Source organism: Streptomyces sp. NPDC043427, from assembly GCF_056436655.1.
Window position 1 is genome coordinate 118,684 of record NZ_JBWKCC010000032.1, and the last position, 13,294, is coordinate 131,977.

12 protein-coding genes and 1 pseudogene are annotated in these 13,294 nt (G+C 71.5%); 5 read left to right on the plus strand and 8 right to left on the minus strand.

The window, feature by feature from the left end:
* Positions 1-316: 316 nt before the first annotated feature.
* From AC067M_RS36885 to AC067M_RS36895, 3 genes are read left to right on the plus strand one after another with little or no spacing between them, the layout of a single operon-like run.
* Positions 317-1,588: a LolA family protein gene (locus AC067M_RS36885; protein ID WP_478701380.1), complete on the plus strand. Its 1,272-nt coding sequence runs from the start codon at positions 317-319 to the stop codon at positions 1,586-1,588.
* Positions 1,589-1,635: 47 nt separating this feature from the next.
* Positions 1,636-2,610, plus strand: a complete 975-nt coding sequence (locus tag AC067M_RS36890; protein ID WP_478701381.1) for an ABC transporter ATP-binding protein — start codon at positions 1,636-1,638, stop codon at positions 2,608-2,610.
* On the plus strand, positions 2,597-3,541 hold the full coding sequence (locus AC067M_RS36895) for an ABC transporter permease (RefSeq protein ID WP_478701382.1): 945 nt from the start codon (positions 2,597-2,599) through the stop codon (positions 3,539-3,541). Before AC067M_RS36890 ends, AC067M_RS36895 begins: the two co-directional genes overlap by 14 nt.
* 3 nt (positions 3,542-3,544) lie before the next feature.
* Here AC067M_RS36895 and AC067M_RS36900 read toward each other — a convergent pair whose 3' ends face one another.
* From AC067M_RS36900 to AC067M_RS36910, 3 genes are read right to left on the minus strand one after another with little or no spacing between them, the layout of a single operon-like run.
* A complete protein-coding gene (locus AC067M_RS36900) occupies positions 3,545-4,132 on the minus strand; it encodes a flavodoxin family protein (protein WP_478701383.1) in 588 nt (195 codons plus the stop codon).
* A 45-nt stretch (positions 4,133-4,177) separates the two neighbouring features.
* Positions 4,178-5,344 (minus strand): amidase, encoded by a 1,167-nt coding sequence (locus tag AC067M_RS36905; RefSeq protein WP_478701384.1) that lies wholly within the window; start codon positions 5,342-5,344, stop codon positions 4,178-4,180.
* Entirely contained in the window at positions 5,334-5,858 is a 525-nt protein-coding gene (locus AC067M_RS36910) for a DUF6668 family protein (RefSeq protein ID WP_478701385.1), read from the minus strand. The genes AC067M_RS36905 and AC067M_RS36910 overlap by 11 nt, the downstream gene beginning before the upstream one ends.
* Positions 5,859-6,065: 207 nt before the next feature.
* Between AC067M_RS36910 and AC067M_RS36915 the strand changes: the two genes are divergently transcribed.
* Positions 6,066-7,700, plus strand: coding sequence for a tetratricopeptide repeat protein (locus tag AC067M_RS36915; RefSeq protein WP_478701386.1), 1,635 nt, complete (start codon positions 6,066-6,068; stop codon positions 7,698-7,700).
* Positions 7,701-7,739: 39 nt separating this feature from the next.
* Here the strand turns inward: AC067M_RS36915 and AC067M_RS36920 are convergent, their stop codons facing one another.
* From AC067M_RS36920 to AC067M_RS36930, 3 genes are all read right to left on the minus strand, one after another.
* Complete coding sequence (locus tag AC067M_RS36920) at positions 7,740-8,693, minus strand: M28 family metallopeptidase (protein ID WP_478701387.1); 954 nt, start codon at positions 8,691-8,693, stop codon at positions 7,740-7,742.
* Positions 8,694-8,832: 139 nt separating this feature from the next.
* The gene (rarD, locus tag AC067M_RS36925; RefSeq protein WP_478701388.1) at positions 8,833-9,798 is read right to left on the minus strand and encodes an EamA family transporter RarD; all 966 of its coding nucleotides are present in this window, start codon (positions 9,796-9,798) and stop codon (positions 8,833-8,835) included.
* Between the two features lie 134 nt (positions 9,799-9,932).
* Entirely contained in the window at positions 9,933-10,787 is an 855-nt protein-coding gene (locus AC067M_RS36930; RefSeq protein WP_478701389.1) for an SDR family oxidoreductase, read from the minus strand.
* Positions 10,788-10,880: 93 nt separating this feature from the next.
* Between AC067M_RS36930 and AC067M_RS36935 the strand changes: the two genes are divergently transcribed.
* Positions 10,881-11,270, plus strand: a complete 390-nt coding sequence (locus AC067M_RS36935) for a winged helix-turn-helix transcriptional regulator (RefSeq protein WP_478701390.1) — start codon at positions 10,881-10,883, stop codon at positions 11,268-11,270.
* A 43-nt stretch (positions 11,271-11,313) separates the two neighbouring features.
* On the opposite strand, the gene AC067M_RS36940 is transcribed toward AC067M_RS36935, so the two are convergent.
* Both AC067M_RS36940 and AC067M_RS36945 read right to left on the minus strand, forming a co-directional pair.
* Positions 11,314-12,393, minus strand: coding sequence for a 2-oxoacid:ferredoxin oxidoreductase subunit beta (locus AC067M_RS36940; RefSeq protein ID WP_478701391.1), 1,080 nt, complete (start codon positions 12,391-12,393; stop codon positions 11,314-11,316).
* Positions 12,386-13,294 (minus strand): annotated as a pseudogene (locus AC067M_RS36945) (2-oxoacid:acceptor oxidoreductase subunit alpha); the annotation flags it as partial. The pseudogene AC067M_RS36945 and the gene AC067M_RS36940, both read right to left, overlap by 8 nt.

Here is a 13,294-nt window from a genome sequence, read left to right on the forward strand (position 1 = left end):
CCCCCGGCGCCTCTCGCCCTCTCGGAGCATCTGACGCTATGTGATGTATGTCACATTACCGGGCGGAGGTCGGCCCGTTCGGCGGCGTCACCTCGCACGACCCCTACGGGTCGGGGGGAGGCGCCGCCTCCTCATGTCATACCGCAGGCGTACGCGGAGTTGAGCCCGAGGGTTGACGAATCCCCTTGGTGGATTTGGTCAGATGGACACCACGGAAAACACCACTCCTCACCGATTCGGGTGAGAATGGCTGCTCGGGGTGGAACTCGCACACGCGGGATGGGCAGCCGCCGCCGACGACGGAGGTAAGGCAGACATGGCACCGTACGCATCCGACGACAGCACGACCGCCGGGGAGGGCGACGACCTGCGCGCCGGACGGCGCAAGGCCGCGCGGTACGTCGTCCCGGTCGCGGTCATGGGGGTGGCGGCGGCGACCATCGGGCTCGTCCCGGCGCTCGCCGACTCCGGTGACCCCGACCTGCCGAAGATCAGCGCGCAGCAACTCATAGAGAAAATCGCCAAGTCGGACGTGCAGCAGCTGTCCGGCACCGTGAAGATCAGCACGGACCTGGGGCTGCCCGACCTCGGCGGACTGGAGAGCGGTCTCCTCTCCGGCGCCACGCGGTCGGGCGGGGACGACGGATCGTCCGCGGACCCGTCCGCCAAGCTCACCGAACTGGCCTCCGGCACGCACACCCTGCGTGTCGCCGCCGACGGCCCGGACAAGCAGAAGCTCTCCCTGCTGGAGAACGCCGCCGAGTACAGCCTGATCCACAACGGCAACGACGTCTGGGGCTACGACAGCAAGTCCAACGAGGTCTACCACGGCACGTCCTCGGACGCCGCCGGGAAGGACGGGAAGAGCGACAGGGGTGACAAGGGCGACAAGAACGGCAAGAGCCGGGAAGACGTCCCCGCCACTCCCAAGGACCTCACCGAGGAAGCCCTGAAGTCGGTCGACGACACCACGTCCGTCACCGTCGACGGCACCGTCCAGGTCGCCGGCCGGGACGCCTACAAGCTGCTCATCAAGCCGAAGCAGTCCGGCACCACGGTCGGCGCGATCAGCGTGGCCGTGGACGCGAAGACCGGCCTGCCGCTGAAGTTCACGCTGACCCCGGCGAGCGGCGGCGCGGCCGTGGTCGACGCCGGCTTCACGCAGGTCAGCTTCGCCAAGCCGGCCGCCTCCACCTTCGACTTCACCCCGCCGAAGGGCGCGAAGGTCACCGAGGACGAGAACGCGGGCCACGAGAGCGCCGATCACGGGCAGCGCAGCCCGAAGTCCGAGGAGGACCTCGGCAAGGACCTCGGCAAGGACCTCGACGGTATGAAGAGCATCGGCGAGGGCTGGAACTCCATCGCCACCTTCGACACCGGCGGCGAGGGCGTCCCCTCGGGCGCCCAGGCCGGCGGTGACCTCGGTGGATTCCTCGGCTCTCTCGGCGACCAGGTCAGCGGGAAGTTCGGCAAGGGCACCGTGTTCTCCACCCGCCTGGTCAACGCCCTGATCACCGACGACGGCAAGGTCTACGTCGGCGCGGTCACCAAGGACGCCCTGGTGAAGGCGGCGAACACCGCGAAGTAGACACCGTGCGCCCGGAAGTACGGGCGTACGACGAATCGAGGGAGCACATGGACGAACCGTCCGCCACGGAGCCGGAAGAGGCGGGCGCGCGGGACGGCGTCATCGCCACCCGCGCGCTCACCAAGCGCTACCGCGGCGGACAGCTCGCCGTCGACGGCCTGGACCTGACCGTCCCGGAGGGCAGCGTCTTCGGCTTCCTCGGTCCGAACGGCTCGGGAAAGACGACCACCATCCGCATGCTGATGGGGCTCATCGAACCCACGTCCGGCTCGGCCCGCGTCCTGGGACACCCCGTGCCCCGGGCCACGCGGGCCGTTTTGCCGCACGTCGGCGCGCTCATCGAGGGGCCCGCCCTGTACGGCTTCCTCTCCGGCCGTGACAACCTGCTGCGCTACGACGCCGCCGACCCGGTCGCCGACCCACGCACCCGGCGTACGCGCGTCGCCGCGGCGCTGGACCGGGTGGGCCTGACGGCGGCCGCGGGCAAGAAGGCGAAGGCGTACTCCCTCGGTATGAAGCAGCGGCTGGGGCTCGCCGCCGCCCTTCTCCAGCCCCGCCGGCTGCTCGTCCTCGACGAGCCGACCAACGGCCTCGACCCGCAGGGGATGCGGGAGATCCGTTCCCTGGTGCGGGAGCTGGCCTCCGACGGCACGACCGTCTTCCTCTCCTCCCACCTCCTCGACGAGATCGAGCAGGTGTGCACGCACGCGGCGGTGATGGCCCAGGGCCGGCTCATCACCCAGGGACCGGTGGCCGAGCTGGCGGCGGGCGCGCGGGGCAAGCTGGTCGTGACCACGCCGGACACGGGGGAGGCGGCCCGGGTGTTGAAGGAACAGGGCGTCGGGGATGTCGTGATCGCCGAGGACCGGGTGACCGGCGAGCCTCCGGAGCGCGACCTCGCCGACGTGAACGCCGCGTTGGTGACGGCGGGCGTGCGCGTCCGCGGCTTCGGCGTCGAACGGGCCTCGCTGGAGGACGCGTTCGTGGCGCTCACGGGGGAGGGGTTCGATGTCGCGGGCTGAAGTCGCCTCGCAGCCTGAGGGAGCACCGGAGGGAGCACCGCAGTCCCCGGCGACCGGGGACCGGCCGGAGACCCTCCGCAGGCCCAGCCCCCTGTGGACGTTCGGTCTGCTGCGCAGCGAACTGCTGACGACCCTGAGGCGCTGGCGCACGCTCGCGCTGCTGGGTGTGCTGGCGGCCGTGCCGATCCTCGTCGGGATCGCGGTGAAGATCGAGACCGGCGACGGCTCGTCGGCCGGTTCCGGCGGAGGTGGCGGCGGCGGACCGGCGTTCATCGCGCAGATCACCAACAACGGCCTGTTCCTCGTCTTCACGGCACTGGCCGCGACCCTGCCGTTCTTCCTGCCGATGGCGGTCGGCGTCATCGCGGGCGACGCGATCGCCGGTGAGGCCAACGCGGGCACCCTGCGCTACCTCCTGGTCGCCCCCGCCGGCCGTACCCGCCTCCTGCTCACCAAGTACGCGACCACGATGGCGTTCTGCCTGCTGGCCACCCTAGTGGTCGCGCTCTCGGCGCTGGCGGTCGGCGCGCTGCTCTTCCCGCTGGGCGACCTGACGACGATCTCCGGCACCCGGATCTCGTTCGCCGACGGCCTGGGCCGGGCCCTGCTGATCGCCCTGGTCGTCGCCGCGTCCCTGATCGGGATCGCGGCCCTCGGTCTGTTCGTCTCGACGCTCACCAACAGCGGTATCGCGGCGATGGCGACGACCGTGGGCCTGCTGATCACGGTCCAGATCCTCGACCAGATCCCCCAGCTCCACGCGATCCAGCCGTACTTCTTCTCCCACTACTGGCTGTCCTTCGCCGACCTGATGCGCGACCCGGTCTACTACGACGACCTGCTGAAGAACCTCGGCCTACAGGGCCTGTACGCGGCGGTGTTCGGTTCGGCGGCCTGGGCACGGTTCACGGCGAAGGACATCACCGCGTAGACATCAGGCCGTCTCGTACGGGAACCTCGCGAGCGGTGTCTCGCCCGCGAAGAACGTCTTCGCCCGGGCCAGCGCCCCCTCGTCGTTCAGTACGTCACCGCGCCCGCTGCCGTTGCCCAGCAGGACCCCGCCGAAGCGCATGCCCAGATACGCGGCCGAGTTGTTCAGCGTGCCGATCAGCGGGTCGGCGACGGAGGACTCGGCATCGGCGAGCGCGGCGACGCCCCAGAGGGTCCGCCCGGCCAGTGTCGCCTTGAAGTCCAGGCCCGGCGTGCGCAGCCAGCCCGACCAGTGGTCGAGGTAGCGCTTGGTCTGCGCGGACACCGAGTACCAGTACAGCGGGGACGCGATCACGATGTCCGTCGCCTCGAGCGTGGCGTCGAGCAGCAGCGCCGGGGCGCCCTCGGTGGGGCGGACGTGGTCGCTGTCACGCCGCAGGTCCACGAAGTCGGGCAGCGGGTCCTCGGTCAGGTCGATCCACTGCTGTTCGACGTCCGAGGGGAGTTGCTCGGCCGCCCGGCGTGCCAGCAGTTCGGTGTTGCCCTCGTCGCGGCTGCTGCCCAGCACGAACAGGAAGCGGCGGGTCGTCATGGAGCCCCCAAAGTAGTCGGCGTGCGGCAATTACACGCCTCTACATTAAATGCGCATGCAAGCATCTGTCCAGGCGTGCCCCACGTACGCCTCAGCCGCCCGCGCCACGCCGAGCAACAGCGCCTCCCGCCCGTGCGGCGCCACCAACTGCAGCCCCACAGGGCAACCGTCCGCGCCCAGGCCCGCCGGGATGCTCAACGCTGGATGCCCGCTCAGGTTGAACTCCCAGGTGAGAGCCGTGGAGTACCGGTCGCCCGGCCCGTCGTGGCCGTGCGGCGCGTTCGGTGTCGTCGGCGTCAGCAGCAACTCCGCGTCGGCGAAGATGGCGTCGAGTCGCCGGTCGTTCCCGGCCCGGAGCCGGTGAGCCGCGTCGACGTCCGGGGCGCCGGGGGAGCGGAGGGCGAGCCAGGCGGACGCGGGATCCTCCAGCCGGAGGGGCGAGCGCGGCCGTAGAAGCCGTACGACAGCGGCGTCCGCGAGCCGCAGAGCCGCGGCATGCGCGAGCGCGACGGGCTCCGGGTCGGGGTCGGCGAAGCCGAGGTCGGGCGACCAGGCGGCGGTGGGGACGGTGGACGGTCGCCGCATGTCCTCCCCCGACATCACCCGCCAGTACGCCTCCGCGTCCGACGCGTGCCGGGCGAGCACTCCCGGCGCGGCCAGCCCTGTGCGGTCCGGGGTCGGCAGGTGGCCGTTCGTCGTCTTCAGGCCCACGACCCCGCACCAGGCCGCCGGTATGCGTACCGACCCCGCCCCGTCGCTGCCGGTCGCCAGCGGTACCAGGCCGGCGGCCACCGCGGCCGCCGACCCGGCCGACGAGCCGCCCGGTGTACGGTCGGCGCGCCAGGGGTTGACGGTACGGCCGTGGCGCCCGAGTCCCCAGGTCTGCCAGGGAGTTCCGGGCCCGGGCACGGAGGTCGCGCCCACCGGCACGCACCCTGCCGCGAGGAGCGGTTCCGCCGTACGCAGCCCGTGCCGTCCCTTGACGCCGATCGGCACCCCGGCCAGCGGCGGCCGCTCACCCGCGGCGACCCGCGCGTCCACCTCGCCGGCCCGCCGCAGCGCCGCCTCCTCCCACACCTCGGCGAACGCGCACAGCTCGGTATCGGTGCGCCCGATCCGCTCCAGCGCCGAGGCCACCACGTCGACGGCCGAAACTCGCCGGGACCGTACGGCCGCGGCGATCTCCTCGGCCGACGCCCGTTCACCGGCCATGGTCAGCGCGCCCGGGCCTCGTGAGGCGGGCCAGCGCCGCCGTCTCCCGGGGAGGTTCCCCGCTCAGATCGCCGAGGCGCCATGCGGGCACCCACGGCACGCGGTACACGTCGATGACCGACTCGACCAGCCGGACATGCCGAACGAGCGGGCGCGGCAGCCGGCCCGGCGCGTCCGCGACGAGCACGACCGAGTCGAGGTCGAGCCCGTGCGGTGCCTCGCCGCGCCGGAAGACCTCGACGGCGCGCAGGACGGCCTCGAGTCCGGCCGCGTGGGTACGGGCCACGAGCAGCACGGACGAGGGGGCACCGGGGCCGGGCCAGTCACGTCCGCAGTCGTGGCCGCCGTAGACGGTCGCGAGGGTGGAGACACCGGCCCCGCCGTGCGTGGCGACCCAGGAGAAGCGCCGGTCAGCGAGCGAGAGGTCGGGCGGTTGCTCCTCCGGTGCGGGCACGGGGCCGCGCAGCCAGATCTCGGGACCCTGCCGTGCGTCCGTCACCGCCGTCGTCGCCATCCCCGCGTTCCTCCTTCGTCACCCCGGCCACTCCGTCCGACCAGCCCCGTCCCCCGGGGCTGGGGGACGGTTCTGTGATGAAGGGTAGGTTCCTGGTGCGAGGCTGTGACGCCGTGGTGACGCGAGAACCGGGAGCGAGCGGAGAGACTCGACAGTACGTGGACGACGGGGCCGTGGCGCCGAGAAGTACAGGTGAGTGAGGAAGCGATGTCTCGACTCAGTCGCGAGAAGAAGCGGGAAGAGCAGCGGGCCGTGCCGAAGGCGGCGCCCGTCGTGGCACCGCTCGACGTCCGCGTCCCCGGCGACGGTCCGGTGGCGGGCGGCGCGTCGATCGGTGGGGTACCGGTCGTCCCGGCTCCCGGCCAGGAGATCCAGCACGCCGTCCTGGCCCACCTCCACCGCATCGCCCTCGCCACCGGCCATCCCGTACTCGCCCACGTCCACGACGAGCGCATCGGCTACGTCGTTCCCCTCCGCATGGACCCGGACGGCTCCACCCACTTCACGGCAGAACCCGCGCGGATGCGTCCGGCGGAGGAGCAGGGGGATGCGGGGCTGGGCGGGGTCGGGGCGCCGACCGAGCTGTTGCCCACCGTGGCTGACGGGCAACCAGATGCGGCGGAGGCTCAGCCGCCGGCGGGCTACGGGAACTCCACGCCGCCCGCGCCGTCCGCGTCCTTCACGCCGTCCGTGCCGCCCGCGTCCTTCACGCCGCCCGCGCCGCCCGCGTCCGCCATGCCGCCCGCGCCCTCCGAGCCGCCGATGCCGACCGCGGGGCCTGACCCCTCCGGCGCTGCCGGGCAGGCGTCTCGGCGTGATCGGCCGACGCACCTGTTGCGGGCGATGCCGGAGCCGGTGAGGGATGCCACGCCGACCTTCCCTCTGCGATCCCTCGCCGACACAGAGAAGGGCGCACGGCCCGAACCCACGACGTTCCCATTGCGCGCGGTGCCCGAGTCGGCGGAGCGTGCGGACAGTCCCGGCACACCTACCGCTCCCGGTACCGTCTCCGCCCCCACGGGCACCTTCGGGCCGCCGCCCGCCATGGACGTACGTCCCGAGCCCGAGCCCACGCCCGAGCCCGCGCCTTCGGCCGATGTGCCCCCGCAGCCCGAGCCCGCCGCGTTCGTCGACGTGACCCCGCAGACCGGCCCCGCCGCGTTCGTCGACGTGACCCCACAGACCGACCCGGCTCCGTTCCTCGACGTGACCCCGCAGCCCGCGCCCGTGCCCGAGCGCAAGCCCGCGCCCGCGCCCCTCCTCGACCTGACCGCCGAGCCCGAGCCCGACCCCAAGCCCACCCCCGCGCGCGGTTTCGACGCGGTCGCCGAAGCCGTACTCGGCGACGACCCTCGTACCGCACCCGGCGACGGCTCCACCCCCGCCCTCCTCGCCGAGCCCGTCGCGCGGATCAACGAGGCGGTGAAGGCGGGCCGGACGGACACCGCGGCGCAGCTCGCGGAGCAGACCGTCGCCGAGGCGTCGGGGTCGCTCGGGCCGGAGCACCCCGAAGTGCTGCGGCTGCGCGAACTCACCGCGTACATCGCCTACCTGGCGGGCGACCCGCTCCGCTCCTTCCACCTCTCCCTCGACCTGGCCCGCATCCACCGCCACACCAGGGACGCCGAGGCCGCGTACGGCAACATCCAGAGCGCGGCTTCCGCCTGGCGTGCCGTACGCAACCCGGTGCAGGGCCTGTCGCTGGGTTACGACCTCATCGGTCTGTGGACCGAGCTCGTCGCCGAGGGCGGACCCGCCGCCGACGACCTCGGCCAACTGGAGTCGGCCCGCACCCGCATGGGCCGCCTCGAGGTACGCGCCCGCGACGCGGGCGTCCGATGAGTCCCCACCTGACCTACGCGGCTCACCAGTCCCACCGGCCTACGACGACAGGTTCCACACCGCATACGCCACCGCGTCACTGTTGCGGTCCAGCGCCGTGTCGTTGATGTTCGACGTGTTGTCGCAGGACGAGTGGTAGCAGCGGTCGAAGGCCTGCCCTGCCGTTCCGCCCCACTTGGCCGCCTGCGCGGACGTCTTGCGGTAGTCGGCGCCGCTGAACAGCCCGCCGACCGGCACGCCCGCGTTCTTGAACGGCGCGTGGTCGGAGCGGCCGTCGCCCTCGGTCTCGATCTCGGTCGGGACGCCGAGGCCCGCGTAGTAGTCCTTGAAGGTCTTCTCGATCGTGGGGTCGTCGTCGTAGACGAAGTAACCGGGGTTCGGCGAGCCGATCATGTCGAAGTTCAGGTATCCGCTGATCTTCGCGCGGTTGGTGGAGGAGAGGTTGTTGACGTAGTAGCGCGAGCCGACCAGGCCGAGCTCCTCCGCTCCCCACCAGGCGAACCGGAGGTGCTTCGTGGGGTGGTAGCCGGTCCGTGCGACCGCCAGCGCGGTCTCGAGGATCGCGGCGGAGCCGGATCCGTTGTCGTTGATGCCGGCTCCCGAGGTCACGCTGTCCAGGTGTGACCCGGCCATGACAACCTGATTGCTGTCGCCGCCCGGCCAGTCCGCGATCAGGTTGTAGCCGGTGCGGCCGGAGGAGGTGAACTGCTGGAGGGCGGTGGTGTATCCGGCGGCGTCCAGCTTGGCCTTGACGTAGTCGAGCGAGGCCTTGTAACCGGCCCGGCCGTGCGCGCGGTTGCCGCCGTTGGCGGTGGCGATGGACTGGAGCTGGGTGAGGTGTGCCTTGACGTTGGCCACGGGGATGTCGGGCGCGGCTGCTGTCGCGGCCGACTGGTGGACGGGCGCGGCGCCGGCTATGGATCCGCCGGCCAGCAGCGAGGCGGCCGCGACGACGGCGGTCGCCGACGCCCGCCCGGAGACGGAGAGCTTCATGTGGGGGCTCCGAATGACCGAGGGACACCCATGGGATGGCACAGGTAATCCACACTGAATGGGGTGCCTGGATGGTGAAGCTCTGGCCAACTCTCCGTCAAGAGCGGTATCCGGTCAGGGGGTTCGCGGTTCGCCGCTCTTACGCGTCCACCCGCGGCGAAGCCGACACCGCTGCCGTGCCCGTCGCTCCGGATGCGGCGAGCGCCGCCGCCCGCGTCCGCCGCGCGGTGCGCCACGCGTCCCCCGTCAGCAGGGTCAGCGCCAGCCAGACCAGGGCGAACCCGGCCCACCGCTCGGGCGGCATGGCCTCGTGGAAGTACAGGACGCCGAGCAGGAACTGGAAGACGGGCGCGAGGTACTGCATCAGCCCCAGCGTGGACAGCGGCACCCGGATGGCGGCGGCTCCGAAGCAGACCAGCGGCAGCGCGGTGACGAGGCCGGTCGCGGCGAGCAGCGCGGCATGGCCCGCGCCCTCGCTCGTGAAGGTGGAGTCCCCCTGGCCGCCGAGCCACAGCAGATAGCCGAGCGCGGGCAGGAACTGGATGGCGGTCTCGGCGGTCAGCGACTCGACGCCGCCGAGGTTGACCTTCTTCTTCACCAGACCGTAGGTGGCGAAGGAGAAGGCGAGGCAGAGCGAGATCCACGGCGGCCGGCCGTAGCCGATGGTGAGGACGAGGACGGCGGCGAACCCGACCCCCACCGCGGCCCACTGCACGGGCCGCAACCGCTCCTTCAGCAGCAGCACGCCCATCGCGATGGTGACCAGGGGGTTGATGAAGTACCCGAGTGAGGCCTCGACGACGTGCCCGCTGTTCACGGACCAGATGTAGACGCCCCAGTTGACGGTGATGACGGCCGCGGCGACCGCGACGAGCCCCAGCCTGCGCGGCTGCCGCAGCAGCTCACCGGCCCAGGCCCAGCGCCGTACCACGACGAGCGCGACGGCGACGAAGGCGAGGGACCACACCATCCGGTGAGCGAGGATCTCCACCGCCCCGGCGGGCTTGAGCAGCGGCCAGAAGAGGGGGACGAGGCCCCACATGCCGTAGGCCGCGAGACCGTTCAGCAGTCCTATCCGCCGCTCGCCCTTCGACGTCCCGCTCATGGGCCCCTCCCTCGTCACGACCTGCCGCAGAGCATGACGGTAGCGCCGAGCGCCCCCGCCTGTCATGCCCGTATCGCCATACGGTCATGACAGGCGGGGGTCGGCCGCCCAAGGGCCCTCGAAGGGGGGGAAGTTCAGCCCTTGAGTGCGGCAGTGAGGGATGCGGAGATCGGTGTGGACGGGCGGCCGATCAGGCGGGTCAGGTCGCCGGTGGTGACGACCAGCTCGCCCTTCTCTATGGACGCGTCCACGCCCGCGAGGGTGGCGGCGAACGGTCCGGGCAGGCCCGCACCGGTCAGGATGCCGGTGAACGCCTCGACGGAGACGGGGCTGTAGCTGATCTGCTTGCCGGTCTGCCGGCTCAGCTCTGCCGCGTACTCGGCGAAGCTCCACGCCTCGTCGCCGCCCAGCTCGTACGTCTTGTTCTCGTGGCCCTCGCCGGTCAGCACCGCGACCGCGGCGGCCGCGTAGTCGGCGCGGGAGGCGGAGGAGACCCGGCCGTCCCCGGCGGCCTGCACGACGGCGTTGTGCTCCAGGACCGGGCCGAGGTTCTCCGTGTAGTTCTCGTTGTACCAGCCGTTGCGCAGCAGGACGAAGGGGACTCCGGAGGCGAGCAGCGTCTCCTCGGTGGCCCGGTGGTCGTCGGCGAGGGAGGCCGTCAGGGCGCCGGGCGCGCTGGTGTAGGCGAGCAGGGCCACACCCGCCGCCTGGGCCGCGTCGATGACCACCTTGTGCTGCTGCGGGCGGCCCTTGTCGAACTCGTTGCCGGAGATCAGCAGCACCTTGTCGCCGGCCGCGAAGAGGCCGTCGAACGTCTCGGGCGCGTTGTAGTCGGCGACCGCGAGCTTCACGCCCCGGGCCGCGAAGGCGGCGCCCTTGGCCTCGTCGCGTACGACAGCGGTGATCTGCTCGGCGGGGACCTTCTCCAGCAGCTGCTCCACGACGAGGCGGCCGAGGCTTCCGGTGGATCCGGTGACGACGATGCTCATGGTTCAGAACTCCTAGTGGGGTGCGGGACTGGCACTAACCCTAGGGGGTGCGCTAACTCAGCGAAAGTACCCACTTTGAAGTAAGGTACTGGCATGGCCGTAAGTGACCGCTTCTCCCGAGCCGAGGGCATGTGCCCTCACCGCCTCGTCCTGGAGCACGTGACCAGCCGCTGGGGCGTCCTGGTCCTCATCCAGCTCCTGGAGCGCCCGTACCGCTTCAGCGAGCTGCGGCGCGCCATCGGGCGGGTGAGCGAGAAGATGCTCACCCAAACCCTGCAGACCCTGGAGCGCGACGGCCTGGTCCACCGAGACGCCAAGCCCGTGATCCCGCCGCGCGTCGACTACTCCCTCACCGACCTCGGCCGCGAGGCCGCGGAGCAGGTGCGGGCGCTCTCGCTGTGGACCGACCGGCGCATGGGCGACGTGGAGAAGGCCCGCCAGGCATACGACGAGGCCCGGGACCAGCAGTCCCGGGCCTCGTGACGCGCGGAGTCGATCACGCGGAGTCGATCGCGCTGAGTCGGTCTCAGCCGACCACCGTCCAGGTGTCGCCGCCGGCCAGCAGCGACGCCAGGTCGCCCTTGCCGTTCTGTTCGATCGCCGTGTCGAGCTGGTCGGCCATCTGCGTGTCGTACACCGGCCGCTCCACCGACCGGAACACGCCGATCGGGGTGTGGTGCAGGGTGTCGGGGTCGGCCAGCCGAGAGAGTGCGAAGGCGTTCGTCGGGGATGCGGAGTGGGCGTCGTGGACGAGGATCTGCGACTCGTTCTCCGGCGTCACGGTGACCACCTTCAGATCACCGGTGGCCTGGTCCCGGACGACCCCCCGCGCGCCGTCCGTCCCGAAGCGGACCGGCTGCCCGTGTTCCAGGCGGATCACCGCCTCCTCGGCCGACTGCTTGTCCTTCAGCACCTCGAAGGCGCCGTCGTTGAAGATGTTGCAGTTCTGGTAGATCTCGACCAGGGCGGTGCCGGGGTGGGCGGCGGCCTGGCGCAGCACCTCCGTGAGGTGCTTGCGGTCGGAGTCCACCGTCCGGGCGACGAAGGACGCCTCAGCGCCGATGGCCAGCGACACCGGGTTGAAGGGCGCGTCCAGGGAGCCCATCGGCGTCGACTTGGTGATCTTGCCGACTTCGGAGGTCGGGGAGTACTGGCCCTTGGTCAGGCCGTAGATCCGGTTGTTGAAGAGCAGGATCTTGAGGTTGACGTTGCGGCGCAGGGCGTGGATCAGGTGGTTTCCGCCGATGGACAGGGCGTCGCCGTCGCCCGTGACCACCCACACGCTCAGGTCCCGCCGGCTGGAGGCGAGCCCCGTCGCGATGGCCGGGGCGCGGCCGTGGATGGAGTGCATGCCGTACGTGTTCATGTAGTACGGGAAGCGCGACGAGCAGCCGATGCCCGAGACGAAGACGATGTTCTCCTTGGCCAGGCCCAGCTCGGGCATGAAGCCCTGCACGGCCGCCAGGATCGCGTAGTCACCGCAGCCGGGGCACCAGCGCACTTCCTGATCGGACTTGAAGTCCTTCATGGACTGCCTGGCCTCGGCCTTGGGGACGAGCGAGAGCGCCTCGATCGTGCCCGCGCCTTTCGTGGTCGTCTCAGCCATCGATGGCCTCCTTGAGAGCCTTGGCGAGCTGTTCGGCCTTGAACGGCATGCCGTTGACCTGGTTGTACGAGTGCGCGTCGACCAGGTACCTCGCCCGGACCAGGGTGGCGAGCTGGCCGAGGTTCATCTCGGGGATCACGACCTTGTCGTAGCGCTCCAGGACCGAACCGAGGTTCTTCGGGAAGGGGTTGAGGTGGCGCAGATGGGCCTGCGCGATGGACTCGCCGGCCGTCCGCAGCCGTCGTACCGCCGCGGTGATGGGGCCGTAGGTCGAGCCCCAGCCCAGGACCAGGGTCCGGGCCTCGTCCGGGTCGTCGACCTCGAGGTCGGGGACGTCGATGCCGTCGATCTTGGCCTGGCGGGTGCGGACCATGAAGTCGTGGTTGGCCGGATCGTAGGAGATGTTGCCCGTGCCGTCCTGCTTCTCGATCCCGCCGATGCGGTGCTCCAGCCCCGGCGTGCCCGGGATCGCCCACGGCCGGGCCAGGGTGTGCGGGTCACGCTTGTACGGCCAGAACACCTCGCTGCCGTCGTCGAGGGTGTGGTTGGGGCCCTGCGCGAACTGCACCCGCAGATCGGGCAGCTCGTCGATCTCGGGGATGCGCCAGGGCTCGGACCCGTTCGCGAGGTAGCCGTCCGACAGCAGGAACACCGGCGTGCGGTACGTCAGCGCGATCCGGGCCGCCTCCAGAGCGGCGTCGAAACAGTCCGCGGGCGTACAGGGGGCGATCACCGGCACCGGCGCCTCGCCGTTGCGCCCGTACATCGCCTGCAGCAGGTCCGCCTGCTCGGTCTTGGTCGGCAGACCCGTCGAGGGCCCGCCGCGCTGGATGTCGACCACCAGCAGCGGCAGCTCCAGCGACACGGCGAGCCCGATGGTCTCGCTCTTGAGCGCCACACC

Coding starts and splice junctions, on each gene's coding strand:
- AC067M_RS36895 (WP_478701382.1), top strand. CDS start 2,597: ATGTCGCGGGCTGAAGTCGCCTCGCAGCCTGAGGGAGCACCGGAGGGA.
- AC067M_RS36930 (WP_478701389.1), bottom strand. CDS start 10,787: ATGAGCATCGTCGTCACCGGATCCACCGGAAGCCTCGGCCGCCTCGTC.
- rarD (WP_478701388.1), bottom strand. CDS start 9,798: ATGAGCGGGACGTCGAAGGGCGAGCGGCGGATAGGACTGCTGAACGGT.
- AC067M_RS36905 (WP_478701384.1), bottom strand. CDS start 5,344: ATGGCCGGTGAACGGGCGTCGGCCGAGGAGATCGCCGCGGCCGTACGG.
- AC067M_RS36885 (WP_478701380.1), top strand. CDS start 317: ATGGCACCGTACGCATCCGACGACAGCACGACCGCCGGGGAGGGCGAC.
- AC067M_RS36910 (WP_478701385.1), bottom strand. CDS start 5,858: ATGGCGACGACGGCGGTGACGGACGCACGGCAGGGTCCCGAGATCTGG.
- AC067M_RS36935 (WP_478701390.1), top strand. CDS start 10,881: ATGGCCGTAAGTGACCGCTTCTCCCGAGCCGAGGGCATGTGCCCTCAC.
- AC067M_RS36890 (WP_478701381.1), top strand. CDS start 1,636: ATGGACGAACCGTCCGCCACGGAGCCGGAAGAGGCGGGCGCGCGGGAC.
- AC067M_RS36915 (WP_478701386.1), top strand. CDS start 6,066: ATGTCTCGACTCAGTCGCGAGAAGAAGCGGGAAGAGCAGCGGGCCGTG.
- AC067M_RS36920 (WP_478701387.1), bottom strand. CDS start 8,693: ATGAAGCTCTCCGTCTCCGGGCGGGCGTCGGCGACCGCCGTCGTCGCG.
- AC067M_RS36940 (WP_478701391.1), bottom strand. CDS start 12,393: ATGGCTGAGACGACCACGAAAGGCGCGGGCACGATCGAGGCGCTCTCG.
- AC067M_RS36900 (WP_478701383.1), bottom strand. CDS start 4,132: ATGACGACCCGCCGCTTCCTGTTCGTGCTGGGCAGCAGCCGCGACGAG.